The organism is Acidaminobacter hydrogenoformans DSM 2784 (assembly GCF_900103005.1).
Classification (GTDB): Bacteria; Bacillota; Clostridia; order Peptostreptococcales; family Acidaminobacteraceae; genus Acidaminobacter; species Acidaminobacter hydrogenoformans.
The window spans coordinates 163,569-186,866 of record NZ_FMWL01000005.1; the positions used below are offsets into that span (position 1 = coordinate 163,569).

Here is a 23,298-nt window from a genome sequence, read left to right on the forward strand (position 1 = left end):
TGGAGGAGAAGGCCCCTGGCAGGGGGCGGTGACAGAGTTTTCTGTCTATGAAATAGTTACAAACGAAAACTCATGCCAATCGTTAAAAGTTTAATGAATTAATTGACAACGTCTATCATTTGGAGTAAAATGAAGCTGTAAATGAGAATTATTATCAAAAGAAAAAATGTGGCGAATTTACTTATATTTTACATAGGTATCGCATGGGAGGGCACGGTTATGTCGCTTATTGAAGCAAAAAAAGGACAATGCGTCATTCTCGAGGACATTCAATACGGACATAAAGTTAAGAAAAAACTGCAGGATATGGGCCTGACCCCGGGTGTCAGACTTTGTGTTGTCTCTTCAGGCATGTTTGGTCCAATGATTGTAGACGTTCGCGGATCCAGGGTCGCCCTTGGCCGCGGCATTCTCGGAAAAATCACAGTAAGGAACGCGGAGGCTTAATACATGGATATTTTTAAGATCGCTCTTGCGGGAAACCCCAACAGCGGTAAAACGACTTTGTTTAATGCGCTGACCGGGAGCAACCATTATGTGGGCAACTGGGCCGGCGTTACGGTGGAAAAGCGCGAAGGCCGCATGCAGCATGCCGAGCACATCATGGATATTGTGGATCTGCCCGGCATCTACAGCCTTTCCCCCTACACCCTGGAAGAAAAGATCTCCAGGGATTACATTCAGAACGAAAGACCGGACGTGGTGCTCAACATCATTGACGCCACTGCTCTGGAGCGCAACCTTTATTTGACCCTCCAGCTGATTGAGCTGGGCAGGCCGGTGGTCGTGGCCCTCAATATGATGGATGAGGCCGAGAAGAAGAATATTCAGTTGGACCTCGAGGGACTATCGGCAGCATTAGGGGTACCGGTGGTGCCTATTGTGGCCCTCCGCAAACGCGGACTTTCCGAGCTCCTGGAGACAGTCGTCAACACCCACCACGCCAAGGAAACCTACAAGCCCCGCCGGTTCAACTACGGCGAGGAGGTGGAGGCCTTCGTGCGTGAAGTGGAGCTGAAGCTCCCCAAAGCGCTGAAGGCACAGCACGACCCGCGTTGGATTGGGCTGAAGCTGTACGAGCACGACATTGAGGTTCAGAAGCTGGTCGCGCCGCTTAAGTTCGACAGTGGCCACGACAGCCCGGACCTCATGGCGGATCTGAGGTACAAAGTTATTGGCGGTATTATTGGCGGCACCTCAAGCGTTCACGACATTGCTTTTGACCCGTTGACAGACAGGATTGACAGGGTGCTCCTCAACCCATGGCTGGGGCTTCCCATTTTTGCCTTTATCATGTGGCTCATGTTTTATTTGACCTTTAACATAGGCGGCGTCTTCGCGGACATGATCGACGTCTTCTTCTCGGTCTATCTTACCTCCTGGGTGACGGCCGGCTTTGAATTCCTGCAGGTGGCCCCTTGGCTGGTTTCCATGGTCGTCGACGGCGTCATAGGCGGCGTAGGCGGGGTCCTCACCTTCGTGCCTAACATTGCCATAGTCTTCGTAATGATCTCCCTCCTGGAGGACACGGGCTACATGGCGCGGGCCGCTTACCTCATGGACCACTGGATGACCAAGGTCGGCCTCAACGGCAAGACGTTTATCCCGATGGTCTTGGGCTTCGGCTGTAACGTTCCCGCCATCATGGGGACCCGGACCATTGAAAACGAAAATGACCGGCTGATCGCCATCCTCATCAACCCGTTCATGTCCTGCGGCGCGCGGTTTCCGGTCTACGTCCTCTTTGCCTCGGTCTTTTTCCCGGGCAACGAGACGGCGGTCACGTTCTCCCTCTATATTTTGGGGATCCTGATGGCCATGGCCTTTGCCATGATCTTCAGAAAGACATTGTTTAAAGGCGAGCAGAGCCCCTTCATCATGGAACTGCCGCCCTACCGTTTCCCTAAGCCGAGTGACCTTGGCATCCACGTCTGGGAAAAGGTTCGCGGCTACCTGATCAAAGCGGGGACGGTCATCTTTGGCGCCAGCGTTATCCTCTGGTTTGTCCTGAACTTCAATTTCAGCGGGCAGGTGCCCATCACGGAGAGTTTTGGCGCTTCAGTAGGCCATTTCATAGCACCTTTCTTTGGACCGCTGGGCTTTGGCACGTGGCAAAACGCGCTGTCTTTGGTTTCAGGCATAATAGCAAAGGAAATCGTTGTAGCCAATACCGCGATCCTGTACGGGTTGTCAGATACTGCTGGACTCACGGAGTTTGGGCCGGTGCTGTCTCAGGCGTTTACGCAAGTATCGGCTTACGCCTTCATGGTCTTTGTACTGCTCTACACGCCATGTGTGGGGGTTATTGGGGTCATCAAGCGGGAGACGAACTCCTGGAAGTGGACGGGCTTTTCGGTGCTGTACCAGCTCGTGGTTGCCTGGGTCATGGCCTTCATTGTGTATCAGGTGGGCATGCTGATCTTTGGGTAGCAGTGCAGCAGCGGGGCTCGACTGGCTGGACTTTTTTACGGAAGGAGTGGAGGAGCCTTGGGTGGTATAGCAACTTTTATCATTGCGGCTTTAATTATTATACCGGGCGTGTTTCTGCTGGCGCGGGCGATTAAGCGCGAAGCGGTGGATGGCAAATGTGCCAGCTGTTCTCACAAGGACGGCTGCGCTTCTTGCAGCAGTAGCTCGATTGTGAATTTTAAGAATGTGGATCCGAAAAAATAAGGTAAGAGATAATTCCACAACGAACAAAAAGACCACCGATCAAGGTGGTCTTTTTAACGTTTGAAGCAGTGCCTTTATTGCTCCGATGGTCGCTCAATAACATACGAATGCACATCCGCCTCATAGAACAGCCGCGGATCTGTCAGGTGCATGCCAATCTTTTCGAGGAAGCGCTTGGACGCGCCGTGCTCCGGCCGGGAGGCCGCCACAATGCGTTTCAAATCCAGCACCTCAAAGCCATAGCGAATCAGCGCCGCGCCGACTTCTGCCGCAAAGCCCTGATTCCAATAGGTCTTCTGAAAACGCATGCTCATTTCGATTTCCTTGGAATGGTCGACGTGTTTGAGTCCTGCCCAGCCTACAAATTCCCCGTTTTCTTTGAGGACGACCACCCAGATGCCGAGACCCGGGTGTTTTTTGTAGTACTGACGCTGGCGCTTGACGGCCTTTTCGCAGTCGGAGAAGCTGAGCTCGAGGCCAGACGTGGAGATGGCGTGACGCGTGACTTCAGGGTCGTTTTCGAGAACGAAGAGCTCTTCGGCGTCTTCCTCTATGAATTCCCTAAGCAACAGTCTTTCGGTTTCCAGGATCCTTTGCATGGTCGCCCTCCTCTCCGACATTTAAGGTTAATCGCGTTACATTTCTACCCAAAGTTGGCGCTGCGTAACGCGGTTTATGAAAACAAGATGGGGAGATGGCGGAGAGCTTCACTGGCATCACCTTTGGTTTCAAAGCTTAAGTGTGGAGCGTCAGGCCTCAGCTGTTCCAGAAGAACCTGAAGATCACCGCGAACACCAGGAGCTGCACGGCGAACACCTTCAGCAGCGCGAAGACCGCCCGCCGCGGGCCAAAGACTTTGTAAAGCCGTGACGCGCGTTTGCCTGCTGGAATCCATATGATCAGCAAAATAACCGCGAAGAGACCGATGGTCGCCACATACTCCATCAGCGGATAACCTAAAACCTGCCCGCCAGACGTGAGCTCGGGCAGGAAAGGTACCAAAACCGAGCTGAGAACCCAGCCGCCAAGGGCCAGGCGCCACCCGGCATTGAATTTATGGGAATGAATCATGAGATCACCACCTCGATATTCAGTGAGGGAACATCAGCTCCGCCGTGGTCCAGGCCACGACCAGCAGACCGACCAGTACCGGAATGAGGAGCAGGACGGCCCGTCCCTTATGTAAGAAAATGGAGATCAGGCCAAAGACCAGACCTGCAACAGCCAAAACCGCGATCAACGGAGAAGGGAGCGGGAGGCGAAGCAGGTTTGTCATTTTGAGGGCCATGAGCGCGACAAACAGAATACTCAGATACACAGCCTTCTTACCGGCGGCATCCTTTGGCATCCAAGTGAATTTCATGGCGTGCGCCTTCTTTCGTGTAGTTTTGACGGGGATAGGGTTGGCTTTGTTCCCTAACTCTCTTTCACTCCCATTTATACCCGTTTTTGGCGTGGATAAAGCCTCTTCCGGAGTGGGAGAGGCTTTTGGGGGGGCAGATGACAAGAAAGTAAAAAATTCATGAAACTCATGTTTAAAGGTTATTGTGTTTCATATGCCACCTGATGCAAGTTAAAGAGCATATTTTGGCCAAATTGGGTAGGGTGTGGATTCCTGAGCCATGAGGCAGGATACATAAATGTGACTTCGCCCATTTGTCCATTGCTGTAGGCATCAAATGCTGTAAAGGCATCTGCGACCTGATAGTTGAAATCGTCAGCATATTCTAAAATCAAATCGTTCATGCCTGAGCCGTCAGATTTGAAATAGTAACCGTCTACCAAGTTATGCATGTAAGTGTCTGCGGTGTTATATGGGTTGTAAAGTGTCATGACGATTACAGTCGCGTCTTCATTTAAGAGACGGAGCTCTCTCATGATGTCATCATACTGACTGACAAAATCTGCGTAGCCTTGATTGGCTTCCTCAATATCTGGATTGAAGAAATCATAGCCAAGCCAGGTTTTGCAGGACTGCATCAGGTTGTTGCCGCCTATGCTGATGGTAATGACGTCTGCGGCGTCAACTGCGTTTCGGATGGTGGTATTTGTTTTAAGGTCGCTTAAGAGCTCGTTGGTTCGGTCACCGTCAGTTTCAAAGGCGCTTCTGTAGACCGGGATGTCGTAAATGCTGTTCAGATAGCCTTCGAATTGATCGACGTAAGGGTTGGTTGGACTGGTTAACGGTGTCGTCGTCCCCGTCGCAATGGAGTCCCCCAGGGAAACGTAGCGGATTTCCGTTGGACCGGTGCTGGATTCAGTGACGATGATGGTGAAGGTGTCGGTGCTGGTCAGGGAACCATCGGAAACCTCAATGGAAGTGTTGTAGGTGCCTGCGACGGCTGGGGTCCAGGAGAAGGCGCCAGTTTCAGCGTTGATGGAACCGACGGAGCCGCTGGTGAGGCTATAAGTAAGGGAGTTGGCAGGCAGATCCGCGTCTGAGGCTGTTGCGGTGAGGGACAGGGACACGCCAACAAAGGCGGTTTGATCCGGGATGTCATTCAGTACCGGCGCGGTGTTGACTTCGGTCACGGTGACGGTGACGGTTTCTGAGGCGGTGTCGGTGCCGTCTGAGACGATCACGTCAAAGGTAAAGCTGCCAGGGCCCTGAGCTTCCGTTGGTGTCCAGGTGAAGAGGCCGCTCGTGCTGCCAATGGATGCGCCTGATGGGGCGCTTGAGGAGAGGCTGAAGGTTAGTGGATCGTTTTCAGAATCCGTAGCGGTTGCAGTGAAGGTCAGGGTGGCGAGCTCGTCGGTGGTTTGGTTGCCTATAGTGCCCAGCTCTGGAGGGGCGTTAGGGCCAACGGCACCGGTAATGGTCACGCTTATAGCGATTGAGTCTGTGGCGCCTAAATTGTCATAGACTGTGACAGTGAAGGCGTCGGAGCCTGAATAGCCAACGGTAGGGGTGTAGGTCACTTCAGCGCTGCTTTTGCCGCGGGAATCGGTCAATTCTGTTAAAGTGACAACGCCATGTGAAGGCCCGCCTGTCGTTTCCCATAACATTTCTTTACGTTCTTTATCCGTCGCGTTGAGGGTAAAGGTTATGGACTGGTCGACTTCGGTCTCTATAGGCAGGGTTTCGCCCTGAATGATGACCGGCGGAACATTCTCGGTGGGTGGCTTCTCTGGCTTCGCCGCCAGGGATGGAGTAGCTATGGTCATCAGGACCAGTAAGGTCAGAAGGAGAAGTGCGGCGCTCCTTTTGAGGATAGAAGCGGCTTTCATGGTAAACACCTCCTGGATTATTGTAGCGGTGGCGCTGAATAAATCTCCAGTATATTTATACCCAGATGTGAAAGAAAATGGCGAACCCTGTCGAAATTTATCGCGAATCCAGACGAAGGAGAAATGTGCTATACTTAAGTCAGACCAAATTTTAGGAGGCTTGTCCATGACAAGAATTGCGTATGCTTCACCAGGTGCCGTTGCTGTTGGACCATATTCACACGCGGTGGATTCGGGGGAACTGATTTTCTTCTCGGGTCAGACCCCTATTGATACGGCGACGGGACTGCTTAAGGAAGGCGGAATCCCAGAACAGACGAAGCAGTGCTTTGTCAATCTTTTCAGCGTCCTTGAGGCAGCTGGCCTTAGCCAGGAAGATGTCGTGAAAGTCAATGTGTACCTGACGGATATGGGGAGTTTCAAAGCTATGAATGAGGTTTACGAAAAGCAGTTCAGCGCGCCATTTCCGGCGAGGACGACTATTGGGGTGGCTTCCTTGCCCCTGGGCGCTTCTATAGAGATTGAGATGATCGCGAAGCGGCGGTCGAAATAGAGTTATGAACTTTTTTTAATAAAACCCCTTGACGGGCGATCGAGTTTACATTATTATAACTTTCAAGATCAAAATGAAATGGCAGTGACGGGAAGAGTAAGGTTTCTGACGACCCTTCAGCGAGCCGGGGATGGTGTGAGCCCGGCAGGTAAGCGTAACCTGAAGAACATCCCCGAGCTTTCGACCGAAAGCTGTCCGGCCCCGGGACAACACCCAGGCCCCAGACGAGTAGATTCGAACGGACCCCGACCGTTACAGCGGGCACGGTATCGCGCTGATCAGCGCCGTATCGCAGCGAGGTGACCGCGTCAAACAGGCGGTAACCAGGGTGGCAACGCGGAAGCAAGACCTTTCGTCCCTGATATACAGGGATGATGGGTCTTTTTTAATGCCGTCATGACCACCAAATTGACGAGGAGGAATACAAAATGACACCATCCCCAATCATGAAATTCAACATGCCGTACACCACATCTAAATCTCAGCGCTTACAGATCCCGAAGAACTACACGCCAAAGCTTGGCCTGCTGGAAACCGAGATCGCCATCAAGCGCATTAAAGACTATTTTGAAAGAAGACTTGCTGAATCCCTCAACCTCATGCGCGTCTCCGCGCCGCTCTTCGTCCGCCCGGAATCCGGCCTCAATGACAACCTCAACGGCATCGAGCGCCCCGTTGGCTTTGACGTCAAGGACATGGAAGCAGACGTCGAGGTCATCCACTCCCTGGCCAAATGGAAGCGCCTCATGCTCCAGCGCTACGGCTTCAAGATGTACGAGGGCCTCTACACTGACATGAACGCCATCCGCCGGGACGAAGAGCTCGACAACCTCCACTCCATCTACGTGGACCAGTGGGACTGGGAAAAGATCATAGATCGCAGCGACCGCACCGAGGAAAAACTGAAAGAAATCGTCCGGACCATCTACAAAGTCTTCACAGAAACCGAACAGTACCTCAGCGCCATCTATCCGGTCCTCGGCAAGTCCCTGCCGGAAGAGATCTTCTTCATCACCTCGCAGGAGCTGGAGGACCGCTACCCGGGCCAAACACCCAAGATGCGCGAATACCTCATCACTAAGGAGAAAAAAGCCGTCTTCCTCATGAAAATTGGCAAGGCCCTGAGATCTGGCCAGCCTCACGACGGCCGCGCCCCAGACTACGACGACTGGGAGCTCAACGGCGACATCCTGTTCTACTACCCAATCCTCGACTGCGCCCTTGAGCTCTCCTCCATGGGCATCCGCGTCGACGAAAAAGCCCTCGAAGCACAGCTCCACATTGCCGGTGCCGAGGCGCGCAGGACCCTGCCATTCCACAAAATGCTCCTGAAAAGCGAGCTTCCGCTCACCGTGGGCGGCGGCATAGGCCAGTCCCGCATCTGCATGTACTTCCTCCAGAAAGCTCACATTGGCGAAGTCCAAGCCAGCGTTTGGCCGGACGACATGATCCACGAGTGCTTTGAAAATAAAATCTACATTTTGTAAGAATGCCACAACCTGCATGACCCCGAAGGGCGGCCCATTCCGGGCCGCTTATTTTTTTCCGGTGTGTCCCTGTCCCCACCTGACACCCTTAAAAGACAAAATCCAGCCGATGGACACCCAATCCCACCCGCGCAAGGGCAGTCTTTTGTGATATAATGTCTTGATGAGGCCATTACCCCGAACTGGCCATACCGAACAAATTTGCATATAGCATATCCAGGGAGGACATGATGGATTTAAACAAATTGAATGAAACCCAACGCGAGGCCGTCGTATCGACTGAAGGCCCGCTCCTGGTCATGGCAGGCGCCGGATCAGGCAAGACCCGCGTCCTGACTAACAGGATCGCCTACTTGATCGAATCAAAGTCGGTCTTTCCAAGCGAAATTCTGGCCTTTACCTTCACCAACAAAGCAGCCAAAGAGATGCGAAACAGGGTAGAAAGTCTGATTGGAAACATTTCCGGCGGTATGTGGATCGGTACATTCCACGCACTTTCCGTCAGAATGCTGCGCAGGGACATAGAGAAGCTGGGCTATACCAAGGACTTCGTCATCTACGACTCGGACGACCAGCTGACTTTACTCAGACAAGTGGTCAAAGCCCTAAACATTGACGAGAAGAAGACGCCGCCCAAGCACTTCAGGGCGAAAATCAGCGAAGCCAAGAACGAAATGGTCTCACCGGAGGATTACACCGGTCTCTACGGCAATGACTTTGGCAGCCTTCAGGCCGCCAAGGTCTACGAGCTCTACCAGAAGAGGCTGAAGACCAACAACGCCATGGACTTTGACGACCTGATCCTGAAGACCGTGGAACTCCTGACGACCTTTGAGGATGTCAGAGCCTATTACAAAAGGAAGTTTCAGTACATCCTTGTGGATGAGTACCAGGACACCAACAAGGCCCAGTATACCTTGATCAAGCTTTTGGCGAACGAGCGTCACAACGTTTGTGTCGTCGGGGACCTGGACCAATCCATATATGGCTGGCGGGGCGCGGACATCCGCAACATCCGTGACTTCGAAAAGGATTACCCAGAGGCTAAGACAGTCATCCTGGAGCAAAACTACCGTTCCACTGCCCACATCCTGAACGCGGCCAACGCGGTGATCCAGAACAACACCCAGCGTAAGGAGAAGAACCTCTGGTCAACCCGCGGAGACGGTGAGCGGCTGAGGTATTACCAGGCTTATGACGAGCGGGATGAAGCCAGATTCATAGCTGAGGAAATTGAAAAACTGAAAAGGGATGAAGGCAGAAAGTACGGAGAATTTTGCATCCTTTACAGAACCAATGCCCAGTCCCGTGCCATTGAGGAAATGATGCTGCGCCAGGGCATCCCGCACACTGTGGTGGGCGGTTTCCGCTTCTACGAGCGCATGGAAATCAAAGATATGATGTCCTATCTGCGCATCATTCAGAATCCGCACGACGGCATCAGCTTCAACCGTGCGGTAGGCGCACCAAAACGGGGCGTTGGGCCAAAGACCCTCGAAATTATTCATAACGAAGCCCTCAGCAGCGGCGTTTCTATTGTGGAGGCGGCGGCAGGACTCTTGAAAAGCAGCTCAATCACCGGCAAGGCGGGACAGTCCCTCTCCGAATTCATCAGGCTGATCCATGACATGGCAGCTTTGAAGGACAGCGAAGCGCTCGCGAAGATTACGGAAACCATCATCCAGCGCTCCGGTTATGAGGACGCTTTAAAATCTGAAAATACCATAGAATCCCAAACGCGCCTGGAAAACCTTTACGAGCTCATCTCCGTCGCGGCAGACTTCGATCTGCGCTCCGGCGGTGGCTCGCTGGAGGATTTCCTGGCTGAAATCTCCCTCGTCTCGGATATAGACGGTATGAAGGATGAACAGGACGCCGTCACAATGATGACGCTTCACAGCGCAAAAGGGCTTGAATTTCCAGTCGTCTTCCTGGCGGGTCTCGAGGAAAATCTCTTCCCAATTTCCAGGGCCCTCACCAGTGAGGACGACCTCGAAGAGGAACGCAGATTGGCATATGTGGGTATGACCCGGGCGGAGGACCGCCTTTATCTCTCAAGTGCCCTCAGGCGAATGCAGTTTGGCAACATTCAGGCGAACCTGCCATCCAGGTTCCTGGAAGAAGTGCCTGAGGCGCTCGTTGAGAGTCACGGGCAAACCCGGGCACAGATGAACGCACAAAGGGCTGCCAAGCCAAGGCGTCAAAGCGCTAAGGCGGCGCCGGTTTATGATTTTGGCTCCAGCTATCTCAGCAAACCGGAAGCGGGCGGTTACAGCGGCGGAGGGTTCGGTGGAGGCACCGGGACTGACTCGGTGGAAAGCTTCAGGCCGCATACGGATCCATCACTGATAGAAGCCGGATCATCAGAAGACGCTGACGCAGCGCAAGAGGAAGGCATCAGACCGGGGTCCAAGATCCGCCACAAGAAATTTGGCATTGGCACGGTTATTTCTCTTGGAACACCAGAAAACCGAAATATCACGACCATCGCCTTTGACGGGGCCGGCATCAAGAAGCTGGATTTATCCTACCTGCCCGTCGAAGTGATTGACTAAATAACCAATTAGGGAGGATGTTTGTGGATTCAAAATGGACAGAAGACTATGAAGCACTCATCCGGAAAATCGAGTACCACAACCACCAGTACTACGTGCTCGATCGACCTGAAATAACGGATTATGACTATGACCAGTTAATGCGGCAGCTGATTTCCATCGAAAACGAGCATCCGGAGCTTAAGCATCCGGACTCCCCAACCCAGCGCGTGGGCGGAGCGCCCCTTGCGGCCTTTTCCCAGGTCAGTCATGCTGTGAGGTTGCTAAGTCTGGACAACGCTTATGACGCTGGAGAAGTCGAGGACTTTATCCGAAGAACGGACAAGGAGCTGGGCCTCGCGGCCGCCTTTGTGGTCGAATACAAAATTGACGGCCTCAGTGTCGCCCTGCGCTACGAAAACGGACGCTTTGTCCAGGGTGCGACCCGGGGAGATGGTGAAACCGGGGAGGATATCACTGAAAACCTCAAAACCATTCGCTCCATACCGCTGAGATTGTCAGAGCCCCGCACGCTGACGGTGAGGGGCGAAGTCTTTCTTCCAAAAGAAGGCTTCCGGCAGCTCAATGAGGAACAGGAACAAAATGGACTTCAGCCGTTTGCAAATCCCCGCAATGCCGCGGCGGGCTCCTTGCGGCAGCTGGACAGCCGGATCGCTGCCGCGCGTCCTTTGGATATCTTTGTGTTCGACCTGCTCAGCGGTACTTTGAATGCCAAGACCCACGACGAAGCCCTGACGGAGCTGGCAAGCCTTGGCTTCAAGGTCAGTCACGGCCGGCGCTTTGAAAAGCCGGAGGAAATCCTTAACGCCCTGTTACAAGCGGAAATAGAGCGCCATAGTCTGGCCTTCGACATTGACGGCATGGTCGTCAAAGTCGACAGCTTCGCCCATAGAGACCAGCTGGGGACCAGAGCCAAGAGTCCTCGCTGGGCGGTGGCCTATAAATTTGCGCCAGAAGAGGTGGAGACGACCCTTAGAGATATAACCGTTCATGTAGGCCGAACCGGTGTCATCACGCCAAGAGCGGAATTTGACCCCGTGGAGGTGGCAGGCTCTGTCATTGCCCGGGCGACGCTCCACAATCAGGATTACATCAATGAAAAGGACATTCGCATAGGGGACAGAATTGTCGTCCAGAAGGCGGGGGATGTTATCCCAGCTGTTGTCCGGGTTCTGAAAGATCACCGAAACGGTGGGGAACAGCCCTTCGAGCTGCCAAAAACCTGTCCGGAATGCGGCAGCACCACGAAGCGACTCGAGGGTGAGGCGGCGCTGCGCTGTCTCAATCCAAGCTGTCCAGCCCGGTACCGAAGGGGCATTGAGCACTTTGTCTCGAGGCCGGCCATGAACATTGACGGCCTGGGAGAGTCTATCATCAGCCTTTTGATTTCAAAGGGCCTCATCCGAAGCATCGCTGACCTGTATGCTTTGAAGAATCAACGAGAGACGCTGATCAGCCTGGAGCGCATGGGGGAGAAGTCCGCGGACAACCTTCTGAAAGCCCTTGAAGCCTCCAAAGAAAATCCGCTGTGGCGCCTGATCACGGGTCTTGGTATTCCATTGATTGGTGCTCAGGCGGCCAAGCAGCTCGCCCGCAGCTTCGACAGCCTCGAGATGCTTATGGGTGCGACCCAGGAAGAGCTTGTGAGGCTGCCGGAAATAGGCACCAAGATGGCGGAAAGCCTTGTCAGCTATTTTGGCGATTTGGGGAATCAGGAGACTATAGGCAAACTAAAAGCGGCCGGTCTGAATTTCAAAGGGGAACATACCGGCGACGCCGGGCCTCAGCCTTATGCGGGCAAGACGTTCGTACTCACGGGAACCCTTGCGGGCTTCACCCGGGACGAGGCGAAGGCGCGCATTGAGGCCTTGGGCGGAAAGGTTGCCGGCAGTGTCAGCAAAAAGACGGACTTTGTGGTGTATGGCACTGAGGCTGGCTCAAAGCTCGACAAGGCCTTGTCACTGGGGGTCAAGACCCTGGACGAGGCGGCGTTCGTGGAAATGCTGGAGGCGGCGCAAACCTCGTCTTAAGCTAATTATAAAAAATAAAAGCGGCGGCCAGTGGTCTCCGGATTCCATCCGCTGCCGCTCAAAATAATGCTCAAAATAAAACAAAAAATTCTCAAAACGGAGGTCATACTATGGCGATCACCATCAAAGACGTCGAGCACGTTGCAAAGCTCGCGCGCCTCGAGTTCGAGGAAAATGAAGTTCTCGCCTTTACGGAAAAGCTCGACGCCATTGTCGGGTATGTGGAAATGCTCAGTGCTGTGGACGTCGAGGACGTGGAGCCAACCTACCACGTGCTGCCGCTTCGCAACCGGTTCAGGGAAGACGAAATTCAGCCTTCCCTCGAGCGGGACGCTGCGCTCACCAACGCGCCAGACCGGCGCGGCGGCTGCTTCAGAGTGCCGCGAGTCGTGGAATAGGGGGGCGGGATCAAAGATGGATAAGAATACAAAGATGTATGAATGGACGCTGCACGAAGCCCGTCAGGCGCTCCGTGAGGGCAAAGTCACCTCGGCTGCGCTGACGGAGGCCATTTTCGAGCGCATTGAAGCGGTAGAACCGAAAATCAGCGCTTACATCACACTTTTAAAAGAGGAGGCCCTTGAAAGTGCGAGGGCGGCGGACGCGGCTTTTGCCCGGGGGGAGGACCTTGGGGACCTTCACGGTGTGCCCATTGCCATCAAGGACAATATGTGCACCACGGGCATTCCGACGACCTGTGCGTCGAAAATGCTCGAGAACTTCAAACCGCCATATGACGCCACAGTGGTGACCAAGCTCAGAGCAGCAGGCGCGGTCATTGTGGGCAAAACAAACCTGGACGAGTTCGCCATGGGCTCCTCCACAGAGAACTCCGCGTTTAAAGTAACACGAAATCCTTGGAATACGGACTATGTTCCAGGGGGCTCTTCCGGCGGCTCTGCGGCCTCTGTCTCGGCCGGCGCGGCATTTGCCTCCCTGGGGTCTGATACAGGTGGTTCCATCCGCCAGCCGGCATCCCTCTGCGGACTCGTGGGGCTCAAGCCTACCTATGGCCGCGTCTCGCGCTATGGCTTGGTGGCGTTTGCCAGCTCCCTGGACCAGATTGGTCCCTTCACGAAGGATGTCAAGGACTGCGCTATCATGATGAATGCCATTGCGGGCTATGATGTCAAGGACGGCACTGCCGTCGAGGAGGCGACGCCGGATTACAAGGCAGCGCTGATCGATGATGTCAAAGGCCTCCGTATTGGCCTGCCAAAAGAGTTCTTTGGGGAAGGCATTTCCCAGGAAGTCAAGGACGCGGTGTACGCGGCGGCCAAAGTTTATGAAACCCTTGGGGCAACGGTGGAAGAAGTCAGCGTTCCAAACGCGGGCTACGCGCTACCTATCTATTACATCATTGCCTCCTCGGAGTGCAGCTCGAACCTGGCGCGCTTTGACGGCGTCCGCTATGGCTTTAGGGCGGAGGAGTTCGAGGACTTCAATGATCTGTTTACCAAGACCCGCACTCAAGGCTTCGGCGAAGAAGTCAAGCGACGGATCATGCTGGGCACTTATGCCCTCAGCTCTGGCTATTACGACGCTTATTACAACAAAGCCATGAAGGTGAGAACGCTGCTGAAAGAGGACTTTGACCGTGCCTTTGCATCTGTGGATGTCCTGCTGACGCCGACTTCTCCAACCGTCGCCTTCAAAATTGGCGAAAAGACTGACAATCCGCTGGAAATGTACATGTCCGACATCTGTACGGTGCCTATTAATATTGCCGGTGTTCCCGCCATGTCCCTGCCATGCGGCTTCAGCGACGGCCTGCCAATTGGCATGCAGCTGATTGGAAGACATTTTGACGAAAAGACGATCCTGCGCGCGGCCTATGCCTTTGAACAGCACACGGGCTACGCACAGCAGCGTCCATCGCTTTAGGAGGTGCGCTCATGACAGAGAAGACTTATAAAACCCTGGTGGGCCTCGAGATCCACGCGGAGCTCGCCACCGCTTCCAAAATGTTCTGCGGCTGTACGACCACCTATGGCGGTGACGTCAATACCCACTGCTGCCCAATTTGCCTGGGACTCCCAGGTACTTTGCCGATTGTCAACAAACGCGCCATCGAGTTCGCCATCCAAACGGGTCTGGCCTTCAACGCCAAGATCGCCCGCAAGAGCAAGATGGACCGCAAGAACTATTTCTATCCGGACCTGGTGAAAGCTTTCCAGATTTCACAGTACGACATGCCCCTTTGCGAGAATGGCCATGTGGATATTGAAACCGCTTCCGGTAAAAAGCGTATTGGCATACAGAGAATTCATATAGAAGAGGATACCGGCAAATCCCTCCACGCGGAAGACGGTTCATCTCTCCTGGACTATAACCGCTGCGGGGTGCCGCTGATCGAGATCGTGACGCATCCGGATATTTCAAATGCGGAAGAGGCCGGCGCGTTTCTGGAACGCCTCAAGGCAACACTGGAATACATTGAGGTCAGCGACTGCAAGATGGAGCAGGGTTCCCTGCGCTGTGACGTCAATGTCAACGTGGTCAGTGAAGATGGCACGGTAAAGAGCAACATTACGGAAGTCAAAAACCTCAACTCCTTCAAGGCGGCCATGAAGGCGATTGAATTCGAAACCCGCCGTCATATTGAGCTTCTCGAGAAGGGTGAAAACTCCCTCAAGGAGACGCGCCGCTGGGACGACGCCAAAAACGAAACCTTCCATATGCGATCCAAGGAATTCGTTCAGGATTACCGTTACTTCCCGGAGCCAGATATTGTCGACTTCGAGATTGACGCGGACTGGATCGAGCGGCTTGAACTGGAGCTTCCGGAGCTGCCTGAGGCGAGAAAAGCCCGCTTTGCTTCTGAATATGGGATTCCAGAGTATGATGCTGGCGTTCTCACAGCGACACGTCAGATGGCGGATTATTTTGAGTCCCTTGTTAGCCGTGTTGGAGATGGCAAGCTTGCAAGCAACTGGATCATGACGGAGCTGATGCGCCGCCTCAAGGACGAGGGTCTGGAGCTCGACGCCCTGCGCTTTACGGCAGAGCAGTTTGCAGATCTGATCGCTATGGTCAAGGATGGCACTTTGAACCAAAACGCTGCCAAGAAAGTCTTCCGCCGTTTGTTTGAAGAAGGTGGGGACCCTAAAGCCATCGTTGAGGCAGAGGGTCTTGTGCAGCTGTCTGACACCGGGCTGATCAAAGAAACCGTGGAATCGGTCCTGGCCGCCAACCCTCAGTCTATTGAGGATTATAAGAACGGCAAGGACAGAGCCTTTGGCTTCCTCGTAGGGCAGGTCATGAAAGCTTCAAAAGGCAAAGCCAACCCGCAGGTGGTCAATGAGCTGCTGGCGGAGGCACTTAAGAATTTGTAGTGAAAAAGTGAAGACAGGAAATAATAGGATTCAAAAGAAAAACGGGAATTGGGCCTTTAACTGGCCTCAATTCCCGTTTTCGATTTTTGTTTGTAAGTCTAAGAGCGTCAACCGCCGCCAACCGGTGGAAATAAAGCAACGGTATCGTTCTCAACAAGAAGCGCATCTGGCTTTGCGTGTCTGCCATTGACCATGATAATGGCCGCTTCTTCGTGCAGGATGTTCAGCAGGCTCAGAATGTCTGAAGGGGTTGCGCTTTCATTGAGGTGCAACAGCATTTCCTTTTCACGATTTTCCCTCAGCGTGGCAAACAGTTTAACTTTGATTTTCACAGGTGGCAATCCCCTCCTTGATTGGTTAATGAGGCGAACTTCAGTTGATAAGGCCAACTTCACTTGAAAAGGCAAGTCTTAGTCTTCTTTTTTAATTTTGAAATTGGCGGCATTATCCTGGTTTTTGCCGTAAAAACCAAGTGCGACTCGGTAAGGACCAGGGCAGCCTGGCGGCAAAAATGCGACGCGGTCACCCGGGTGAATGAGGGTGTCCAGCGCGTGCACGAAGCCGTTGATAAAGATGACTTCAATCTCATGGAGCTTAATGTCGAGTTTTTCTGCAAGTTCGAACCCGGTCATGGGTTCTGCCATCTCATACATGACAGGGATCGAGCCGTGTTTTTTCCGAAGAAAAGCATCCAGGTGAAGGAAACCTCTGATTTCCGTCAATTGCTTATGAAGTTCTTTAGACATGCCGCTTCACGCTCCTGAGTAGTAGTTTGTCCGGGCGGATGAAAGTGGGCACGCAGTATATGAGAGAGCCCTTCTAAAAATTATAGACCTCGTCGATCTCTTCCGGTGTAAAATCCCATACCGTGTTGTGCGGCGGCAGCGCTTCGTACTCGAAGAACTCCGGCAAACGGTCGTGGGCGTTTGTGAAGCCGGCCCTTTTGTTGAAATCCCGCTCAACCTTCAAAACGGTTTCCCCGAGCTTGTCTACATCCCCAGAGGTCAGGGACAAGCCATATTGGGCATTGATCATATCAATCAGAGCCTGATAGCCTTCAGGGCTGTCTGCTATGCCAAAATAGACGAACAGGCACATGCCGGTACTGTCAACGGCAGCAGTTCCAATTTGCATGGAGCGGGCATATTCGATCTGGCCGTCTTTCTTAAGTGGGTCAAGGTCGCCGCCGACCTTCAAAATGTTTCCGGAAACGCAATAGCCCGCGGTGTGGTCCGCGCCCATTGGTGTGGTCGCGTAAGTCAAGCCTATACCTTTGACAGAACGCGGATCGTAAGCCGGGATGGCTTGGTCCTTGACGACCGGGGTTCTGTACAGACCACAAACTTTGCCTACCACAGCGCAGCCGCCGCCGAGAATCCTTCCGAGCGGTGTCGGTACTGCGATCTGCTGGATCGCATCAAGAACGGCCTCGCCGTCACCCCATGGCAATAGGCCCCCTTCCATAGCGGTAGCGACAGCGACGGAGACCTCAATACTGTCAATCCCAATATCATCCATAGCCCGGTCCATGTAGGCAATTTGATCCATGTCCTTAATGCCGGCATCCGCGCCGAGGGCCCAAATAGTTTCGTACTCAAATCCGCTGGTGATATATTTGCCCTGTTTGTCCGGATACCACTGTGAGCACTTGATAATGCAGCCGCGGTGGCAGCCATGGGAAACCTTGCCGTCGCCGCCTCGCTCAGTGATGGTCGCGTTCATGGTTTCACCTGAAATATTGTCATTGTGCTCAATGCGGCCTTGGGTAAAGTTGTAGGACGGAAGTCCCCCGGCCTCGTTGAGGATATTGACCAAGACATCCGTTCCATAAGCCGCGAGGCCCTGGCCGGAAACTGGGTGCGAGAGAAGGGCGTTCGCGAAGACCTTGGCCGCTGCTCTAAACTTTTCTGGCTCGGCAATAGGCACTGCGCCGGCGCCTGTATCGTCAATGACAATGCCTTTGAGCTTCTTGGAGCCCATGACTGCCCCGAGGCCCCCGCGGCCAGCGCTGCGGATGTTGCCTTCCGGGTCCTTGAAAGAGATGTTGGCGGTAGGCAGACGGTGCTCTCCGGCAGGTCCCGCCAGCGCTATGCCAACGTGGCTGCCATATTTCCCGCTTAAGACCTCAATGGCTTTGTAGTTGCCGCAGCCGCCCAAAATTTCCTCAGGCGCTTCATCTATAGTGACTCCATTCTGATCCAGCTTGATTATGTAAAACTTATCGTCCGATGGTACCCCTTCCACCACCAAAGCCTTAATCCCCATTTTGGCCATCTTCTGAGAAAAGACGCCGCCAGTATTGCACTCTTTTATGGTGCCAGTCAAAGGGCTCTTAGCGCCTACAGATAGCCGGCCTGAATTGGGCGCCGAGGTACCGCTCAATAGACCAGGCGCAAAGATCAGCTTGTTGTTCTTTCCAAGAGGATGGCACGTAGGCTTCACTTCGTCGTTGATGAAGCTGGAGGTGAGGGCACGTCCGCCGAGACCTTGATACTTTTCAGGGACGGGCTGGATCTCGATTGCCATGTTCGTCAGATTTACGCGAATAAACTGGTTCATATAACGCCTCCTATTTGGTTTGGTGACGTTATATATTGCAACTCTTGTGCCAAAAAGAAAAGTGCTGTTTGAAAAAAGGAGGGGGCCGTGAAAAGATACCAGGGACTGGCGCCTGTCACCCCCATTTCCCAGCATTGCTAACGCAAAAAAAAGCTGTAAAAAAACCGATTTCACGGTTTTTCTACAGCGCCTTTAGTCATTAGGGCAGCTTTGAAATTCGAAGTGCTCAATATATGAACATTATCCGCTGATGAGTGCTGTTCAAAAATGGATCATTGTTCAAAAATAGAGCAGTCGATGCTGAAGGTTTCAATATTTCTGTAAAGTGTATTTCTAGCGATGCCCAAAGCCTTGGCACTCATAGAGATATTGCCATTATATTTTCCGAGTGTCCGGATAATGTGGCGCCTCTGAATCTCGCTCAAAGGCACATCTGTTTCCTGCAGCGAAAGATCAGATAAAATGGGCAATCGCTTGTTTGTGGCAGCATCCGCGGTTAGGCGCAAAGTCAGCTCTGGGACGGATTCTGTATTGATCATAAGCTCAATGTAATTTTCGAGCTCCCGGATATTACCGGGCCAGTCATAGGCTTGAAGCTGCCGGAGTTGTTCTTCGGACAGCTGGAGTGGCCTTTTGTTTAAGCGCTTTGAGAGCCTTTCTGTGAAAAATTCAATCAAAAGAGGGATGTCATCTTTTCTTTCGCGCAGGGCGGGCAGATAAATGGGGAGGACGTTCAGACGGTAAAACAGGTCTTTTCTGAAATTGCCCTTTTCGACCTCTTCCTGAAGATTTTTGTTGGAGGCGGCTATGACTCTGACGTCGACAACAAACTCCCTTGTGCTGCCCACGCGGCTGACGGTGCCCTCCTCGAGGATTCTCAGCAGTCGCGTTTGCATATCTAAAGGCATTTCGCCTATTTCGTCAAGGAATAGCGTACCGCCGTCCGCGATCTCAAATTTGCCAGGATTGCCAGAAGTCTTGGCACCGGTAAAAGACCCTTCTTCATAGCCAAAAAGCTCTGCTTCAATCAAGGATTTTGGAATAGCACCGCAGTTCAACGCAACGAAGGCTTCCTCGCGACGGTCAGAATGATTGTGGATGGATTGGGCGAACAGCTCCTTACCGGTTCCGCTTTCGCCAAAGAGGAGGATTCCGGAGCGGCTGTCCGCTACTTTTTTTGCGAAGTCCACAGCTTTAATAAAATTGACGTTTTCTCCAATGATTTTGTCAAAAGTATAAACTGCTTTACGGCCCATAATGCGGTTGGCAAGCTTTCTGACTTTCTTAACGTCTTTGAAGACGAGGATTGTTTCTATGTGCCTTTGATTATGGTCAATAATGGGGTAGGTGCTGAGGTTAAGCTTCAATTTGTTCCTTCTGGAATTGACGACAACTTCTTCGTCTGAGATTCCACGGTGGGCAGAGGACGCGGCCAACACCTGTTCCCACCCCTCAAAAAGCTGCCAAACCTTCATGCTCTTGATTTCTTTGGTTGAATATCCAAACAGCTCCGGGACAAAGTGATTCACCGTTTTGACCGTCCCGTCCTGATCTGCGGTCAAGATGCCGGCAGAAATGCTGTCAATAATAGTATCGTTGTAGAGCTTGGCCATTTTGAGCTCCTCGTTGTACACCTGTACCTGGAGCATCCTTTCAATGGCTTTTGCTGCGGCGACGACCATGCCAAGGGTGTGTGGATGCACTTGTTCTGAATAACCAGTCAAATCCAGTACACCAATGATGTTGCCGATGGTATCCCGTATAGGCGACGCAGAACAGGTCCACCTGTGATACGCTTCAATATAATGTTCGTTGCCAGACACCTGAACGGGCATCTGCTCCGCGAGAGCGGTGCCCATGGCGTTGGTGCCAATGCTGGCTTCGTCCATAAAAGCGCCGGGCATCATTTTATACGAGAAGGCTTCAGAAAGGATGGACTCATCCCCAAAAATGGAAAGAATGCATCCGTCCTGATCCGTCAGCAACGCGAAAAAGTCAGTACCCTTAACAAAATCATAAAGCTGGTTCATAAACGGTTCAGCGGTGCCAATCAGCGTCTGATGGTCCGCGAGCCTGTCAAACAGCGCCGTACCTTCCAAAATGCGCTTGCTGTAAAGTCTGTCGCGTCCTATCTCCATCGCATCACAGCGCTGATGCGATCTTATGATAAAATCTTTGGTGGGAGAGGTTGTTTTCAAAAGGGATGACCTCCTCTTAATAAGTGGCATAAACTCGGAAGTTCGCTAAAAACTGCGCAGAATTTGATCATTGTAACAAAATTGAACATCCATAGTCAGAGTATAGCATGTCAAAGGTGCCTATACAACGTGGGAGTGAAAACTATGAACACGTGGTCCGAAAATGATGAAAATTGCAAGTTTGGGACAATAGCGCTTCATGCGGAGCGCCAATTGCGTCGCCTGGATGCTAAAGATTATAAGCAGCTGAAAATGCTGACGCTAAGGGAATTAAGACGTTCAAAAGATTACCCAAATGTTACAAAAGCTTAAATTTAGATTTCTCTGAAGCCATTGATAGTTGCGGGCTGGTGGATTAAGATAAGATTAACGCTTCCGGCAAAGAAATTTAATAATTGCTGTACCTTCGCCACATGTGCCGCAGAATATTGTAAGTGTATTCGGCAGATTTCAAGTCGCGTTGCCGAGGATTGCAATTGTTGAACTTTGCGTTAGGGACTTTTTTATGAAAAATTTGAAAGGAGTTGAGAGTTTGGGCAAGTATATCATCCGAAGATTAATCTCCATGATCATTACCCTTGTCTTTGTCGCATCTATTACCTTTTTTCTGATGCACGCAGTGCCAGGTGGACCGTTCCAAAGTGAAAAAGCGCTTCCTGAAGCGGTCATTCAAGCATTGAATGAGAAATATCACCTTGATGATCCACTGTGGAAACAATATCTCGATTATATGAAAGGGGTCTTCACGTTCCAATTGGGTCCATCCTTTAAACGCGTTGGGACCACCGTCAATGATTTGATTATCGCTGGATTCCCGTATTCTGCCAAGCTTGGTTTCTTCGCTACACTCGCCATAGTGGCACTTGGCATTCCTGCCGGGATCATTTCAGCGTTAAAAACCAATAAATGGGAGGATTACCTCGTTACTGTCCTCGCGACACTTGGCGTTGCAGTACCGAGTTTTGTTCTCGGAGCACTCTTTATTTATATCTTCAGTTCGAGGCTTGGGTGGCTGCCTTCCTTTGGCCTTACCAGTTGGAAGCATTATATAGGTCCTGTCATTGCCCTCAGCGGGTTCTCCCTTGCCTTTGTCGCGCGTCTGACGAGATCCAGCGTTCTCGAAGTCATGCAGCAGGACTACATAAGAACAGCCAGGGCAAAAGGCCTGCCTGAAATTGTCGTCATAGTCAAGCATGCTTTGAAAAACGCTTTAATCCCTGTCGTCACTTATCTTGGACCTATGATCGCCGCCATGATGACGGGATCCTTTATAGTAGAAAAGATCTTCGCGATACCAGGCATGGGCAAATATTTTGTCGAAAGCGTCAGCAGCCGGGATTATACGGTTCTGATGGGGACCACAATCTTTTACGCGGCCTTCTCTATCACTATGATTTTCCTGGTCGACATAGCTTACGGATTTATCGATCCAAGAATCAAACTAGGAGATTAGGGGGGCTGACCATGATAGATCAATTTAAAACAACACCAGACATGTGGGAGCCCATTATTCTGGAAGACAGGGAAAAAGATAAAATTGTTCGAAAAAGTCTGACCTACTGGCAGGATGCCTGGAGAAGGCTCAAGAAGAATCACCTGTCTATGCTTGGGTTAGGCGTTATCATTTTGCTGGCGTTTGCAGCAATTGTAGGACCGGTTCTATCACCCTATTCCTATTCGGATCAGGACCTCAACATGTCGAACATGCCGCCAAGGCTTGAACTTCACAAGCTGGATGACGGCACCTTTGTTCACGTCCACAAGGAATACAGACTTTATGAGGTGACGGAAAACGGGGAGCTCATTGGCCGGGTTCAACACACCAAGGAAGATATGGTCAATAAAGTCCGCGAGTTTGAACTGAATGGCAACGAAATTGTCATTGATTATAAACTCGCCGCCATCAATAAAGATGTGCCGAACGCGCCAAAATTTACACTGACTATCAATGGTCAGGAAAATGCCACACCAGATAAAACGGTATGGAATAAAACTTACTTGTTCGGGACAGACACGCTTGGCAGAGACATTTTTGTCAGGAATCTGTACGGCGCCAGAATTTCACTTCTGATTGCCTTAGTAGCGACCATAGTTCAGTTTTTCATAGGCGTCATTTATGGCGGTGTATCCGGTTATGTGGGCGGACGCGTGGATAACTTTATGATGAGGGTCGTTGACATTGTCGACACCATACCGCTCATGCTCTATGTCATACTATTGATGGTCGTACTGGGGGCTGGCCTCATGACCATCATCATAGCGCTGGGATCTGTTTATTGGGTCCGCATGGCGCGGCTCGTTCGGGGCCAAGTGCTCAGTATCAAAGAAAACGAATTTATCCTTGCGGCGAGAACCCTTGGCGCAAGCCCGTGGAGAATCATGGTCCGCCATTTGATTCCAAACTCAATGGGCGCCATCATTGTCTCTCTTGCCATGATGGTACCAAGCGCGATCTTTACGGAATCCTTCCTCAGCTTTATAGGCCTTGGCGTCAGCGCGCCTCAAGCGTCCTGGGGAACTCTGGCAAGTGATGCCATGGGAGGTCTCAGAACCTATGCTTATCAATTGTTCGTGCCGTCCTTCTTTATCAGCATGACCGTTCTATCCTTCAACTTTCTTGGGGATGGACTCCGGGATGCGCTCGATCCAAGACTTCGCAAATAGAAAGGGGCTACGAACA

General features: G+C 52.1%; 21 protein-coding genes and 1 other annotated feature. Of the genes, 13 read left to right on the forward strand and 8 right to left on the reverse strand.

Going from position 1 to position 23,298, the window contains the following annotated elements; genetic code table 11:
- Positions 1–219: 219 nt before the first annotated feature.
- From BLP63_RS07060 to BLP63_RS07070, 3 genes are read left to right on the forward strand one after another with little or no spacing between them, the layout of a single operon-like run.
- Positions 220–447, forward strand: coding sequence for a FeoA family protein (locus BLP63_RS07060; protein WP_170829339.1), 228 nt, complete (start codon positions 220–222; stop codon positions 445–447).
- Positions 448–450: 3 nt separating this feature from the next.
- The gene (gene feoB, locus BLP63_RS07065; protein WP_092590205.1) at positions 451–2,430 is read left to right on the forward strand and encodes a ferrous iron transport protein B; all 1,980 of its coding nucleotides are present in this window, start codon (positions 451–453) and stop codon (positions 2,428–2,430) included.
- A 57-nt stretch (positions 2,431–2,487) separates the two neighbouring features.
- A complete protein-coding gene (locus tag BLP63_RS07070) occupies positions 2,488–2,673 on the forward strand; it encodes a hypothetical protein (RefSeq protein WP_092590206.1) in 186 nt (61 codons plus the stop codon).
- Between the two features lie 74 nt (positions 2,674–2,747).
- Here the strand turns inward: BLP63_RS07070 and BLP63_RS07075 are convergent, their stop codons facing one another.
- The 4 genes from BLP63_RS07075 to BLP63_RS07090 form a co-directional block, all read right to left on the reverse strand.
- Positions 2,748–3,272, reverse strand: a complete 525-nt coding sequence (locus BLP63_RS07075) for a GNAT family N-acetyltransferase (RefSeq protein WP_170829340.1) — start codon at positions 3,270–3,272, stop codon at positions 2,748–2,750.
- A 157-nt stretch (positions 3,273–3,429) separates the two neighbouring features.
- A complete protein-coding gene (locus tag BLP63_RS07080) occupies positions 3,430–3,744 on the reverse strand; it encodes a hypothetical protein (protein WP_092590208.1) in 315 nt (104 codons plus the stop codon).
- Positions 3,745–3,763: 19 nt separating this feature from the next.
- The gene (locus BLP63_RS07085) at positions 3,764–4,036 is read right to left on the reverse strand and encodes a hypothetical protein (protein ID WP_092590209.1); all 273 of its coding nucleotides are present in this window, start codon (positions 4,034–4,036) and stop codon (positions 3,764–3,766) included.
- Positions 4,037–4,215: 179 nt separating this feature from the next.
- The gene (locus BLP63_RS07090) at positions 4,216–5,901 is read right to left on the reverse strand and encodes an Ig-like domain-containing protein (RefSeq protein WP_170829341.1); all 1,686 of its coding nucleotides are present in this window, start codon (positions 5,899–5,901) and stop codon (positions 4,216–4,218) included.
- Between the two features lie 166 nt (positions 5,902–6,067).
- Between BLP63_RS07090 and BLP63_RS07095 the strand changes: the two genes are divergently transcribed.
- The 7 genes from BLP63_RS07095 to gatB all read left to right on the forward strand — a co-directional run bounded on the left by BLP63_RS07095 (position 6,068) and on the right by gatB (position 15,861).
- On the forward strand, positions 6,068–6,454 hold the full coding sequence (locus BLP63_RS07095) for a RidA family protein (RefSeq protein WP_092590211.1): 387 nt from the start codon (positions 6,068–6,070) through the stop codon (positions 6,452–6,454).
- Positions 6,455–6,529: 75 nt separating this feature from the next.
- Positions 6,530–6,817, forward strand: a binding site (T-box leader).
- Positions 6,818–6,912: 95 nt separating this feature from the next.
- Positions 6,913–7,941 carry an aspartate--ammonia ligase gene (gene asnA / locus BLP63_RS07100; protein ID WP_092590292.1) on the forward strand — a complete coding sequence of 343 codons (1,029 nt, stop codon included), beginning with the start codon at positions 6,913–6,915 and terminating at the stop codon, positions 7,939–7,941.
- Positions 7,942–8,171: 230 nt separating this feature from the next.
- Positions 8,172–10,496: a DNA helicase PcrA gene (gene pcrA, locus BLP63_RS07105; protein WP_092590212.1), complete on the forward strand. Its 2,325-nt coding sequence runs from the start codon at positions 8,172–8,174 to the stop codon at positions 10,494–10,496.
- A 23-nt stretch (positions 10,497–10,519) separates the two neighbouring features.
- On the forward strand, positions 10,520–12,526 hold the full coding sequence (ligA, locus tag BLP63_RS07110) for an NAD-dependent DNA ligase LigA (RefSeq protein ID WP_242870828.1): 2,007 nt from the start codon (positions 10,520–10,522) through the stop codon (positions 12,524–12,526).
- A 110-nt stretch (positions 12,527–12,636) separates the two neighbouring features.
- Complete coding sequence (gatC, locus tag BLP63_RS07115; RefSeq protein ID WP_092590214.1) at positions 12,637–12,924, forward strand: Asp-tRNA(Asn)/Glu-tRNA(Gln) amidotransferase subunit GatC; 288 nt, start codon at positions 12,637–12,639, stop codon at positions 12,922–12,924.
- A 16-nt stretch (positions 12,925–12,940) separates the two neighbouring features.
- Positions 12,941–14,410 carry an Asp-tRNA(Asn)/Glu-tRNA(Gln) amidotransferase subunit GatA gene (gene gatA, locus BLP63_RS07120; RefSeq protein ID WP_092590215.1) on the forward strand — a complete coding sequence of 490 codons (1,470 nt, stop codon included), beginning with the start codon at positions 12,941–12,943 and terminating at the stop codon, positions 14,408–14,410.
- Positions 14,411–14,421: 11 nt separating this feature from the next.
- Positions 14,422–15,861, forward strand: a complete 1,440-nt coding sequence (gene gatB, locus BLP63_RS07125; protein ID WP_092590216.1) for an Asp-tRNA(Asn)/Glu-tRNA(Gln) amidotransferase subunit GatB — start codon at positions 14,422–14,424, stop codon at positions 15,859–15,861.
- Between the two features lie 107 nt (positions 15,862–15,968).
- On the opposite strand, the gene BLP63_RS07130 is transcribed toward gatB, so the two are convergent.
- The 4 genes from BLP63_RS07130 to BLP63_RS07145 form a co-directional block, all read right to left on the reverse strand.
- Positions 15,969–16,193, reverse strand: coding sequence for a MoaD/ThiS family protein (locus BLP63_RS07130; RefSeq protein WP_092590217.1), 225 nt, complete (start codon positions 16,191–16,193; stop codon positions 15,969–15,971).
- Positions 16,194–16,271: 78 nt separating this feature from the next.
- Complete coding sequence (locus BLP63_RS07135) at positions 16,272–16,607, reverse strand: MoaD/ThiS family protein (protein ID WP_092590218.1); 336 nt, start codon at positions 16,605–16,607, stop codon at positions 16,272–16,274.
- A 73-nt stretch (positions 16,608–16,680) separates the two neighbouring features.
- Positions 16,681–18,420, reverse strand: a complete 1,740-nt coding sequence (locus BLP63_RS07140) for an aldehyde ferredoxin oxidoreductase family protein (protein WP_092590219.1) — start codon at positions 18,418–18,420, stop codon at positions 16,681–16,683.
- A gap of 272 nt (positions 18,421–18,692) precedes the next feature.
- A complete protein-coding gene (locus BLP63_RS07145; RefSeq protein ID WP_242870829.1) occupies positions 18,693–20,618 on the reverse strand; it encodes a sigma-54-dependent Fis family transcriptional regulator in 1,926 nt (641 codons plus the stop codon).
- Positions 20,619–20,762: 144 nt separating this feature from the next.
- Between BLP63_RS07145 and BLP63_RS16830 the strand changes: the two genes are divergently transcribed.
- From BLP63_RS16830 to BLP63_RS07155, 3 genes are all read left to right on the forward strand, one after another.
- Positions 20,763–20,930 carry a hypothetical protein gene (locus BLP63_RS16830; RefSeq protein WP_170829342.1) on the forward strand — a complete coding sequence of 56 codons (168 nt, stop codon included), beginning with the start codon at positions 20,763–20,765 and terminating at the stop codon, positions 20,928–20,930.
- 220 nt (positions 20,931–21,150) lie between these two features.
- On the forward strand, positions 21,151–22,071 hold the full coding sequence (locus tag BLP63_RS07150) for an ABC transporter permease (RefSeq protein WP_092590221.1): 921 nt from the start codon (positions 21,151–21,153) through the stop codon (positions 22,069–22,071).
- A gap of 11 nt (positions 22,072–22,082) precedes the next feature.
- Positions 22,083–23,282, forward strand: coding sequence for an ABC transporter permease (locus tag BLP63_RS07155; RefSeq protein ID WP_242870830.1), 1,200 nt, complete (start codon positions 22,083–22,085; stop codon positions 23,280–23,282).
- Positions 23,283–23,298: the final 16 nt, after the last annotated feature.

Bases quoted from the DNA above. Each gene is read 5' to 3' on its own strand.
- BLP63_RS07060 (WP_170829339.1), top strand. From the start codon at position 220: ATGTCGCTTATTGAAGCAAAAAAAGGACAATGCGTCATTCTCGAGGAC.
- feoB (WP_092590205.1), top strand. From the start codon at position 451: ATGGATATTTTTAAGATCGCTCTTGCGGGAAACCCCAACAGCGGTAAA.
- BLP63_RS07075 (WP_170829340.1), bottom strand. From the start codon at position 3,272: ATGCAAAGGATCCTGGAAACCGAAAGACTGTTGCTTAGGGAATTCATA.
- BLP63_RS07080 (WP_092590208.1), bottom strand. From the start codon at position 3,744: ATGATTCATTCCCATAAATTCAATGCCGGGTGGCGCCTGGCCCTTGGC.
- BLP63_RS07085 (WP_092590209.1), bottom strand. From the start codon at position 4,036: ATGAAATTCACTTGGATGCCAAAGGATGCCGCCGGTAAGAAGGCTGTG.
- BLP63_RS07090 (WP_170829341.1), bottom strand. From the start codon at position 5,901: ATGAAAGCCGCTTCTATCCTCAAAAGGAGCGCCGCACTTCTCCTTCTG.
- BLP63_RS07095 (WP_092590211.1), top strand. From the start codon at position 6,068: ATGACAAGAATTGCGTATGCTTCACCAGGTGCCGTTGCTGTTGGACCA.
- asnA (WP_092590292.1), top strand. From the start codon at position 6,913: ATGCCGTACACCACATCTAAATCTCAGCGCTTACAGATCCCGAAGAAC.
- pcrA (WP_092590212.1), top strand. From the start codon at position 8,172: ATGGATTTAAACAAATTGAATGAAACCCAACGCGAGGCCGTCGTATCG.
- gatC (WP_092590214.1), top strand. From the start codon at position 12,637: ATGGCGATCACCATCAAAGACGTCGAGCACGTTGCAAAGCTCGCGCGC.
- gatA (WP_092590215.1), top strand. From the start codon at position 12,941: ATGGATAAGAATACAAAGATGTATGAATGGACGCTGCACGAAGCCCGT.
- gatB (WP_092590216.1), top strand. From the start codon at position 14,422: ATGACAGAGAAGACTTATAAAACCCTGGTGGGCCTCGAGATCCACGCG.
- BLP63_RS07135 (WP_092590218.1), bottom strand. From the start codon at position 16,607: ATGTCTAAAGAACTTCATAAGCAATTGACGGAAATCAGAGGTTTCCTT.
- BLP63_RS07140 (WP_092590219.1), bottom strand. From the start codon at position 18,420: ATGAACCAGTTTATTCGCGTAAATCTGACGAACATGGCAATCGAGATC.
- BLP63_RS16830 (WP_170829342.1), top strand. From the start codon at position 20,763: ATGAACACGTGGTCCGAAAATGATGAAAATTGCAAGTTTGGGACAATA.
- BLP63_RS07155 (WP_242870830.1), top strand. From the start codon at position 22,083: ATGATAGATCAATTTAAAACAACACCAGACATGTGGGAGCCCATTATT.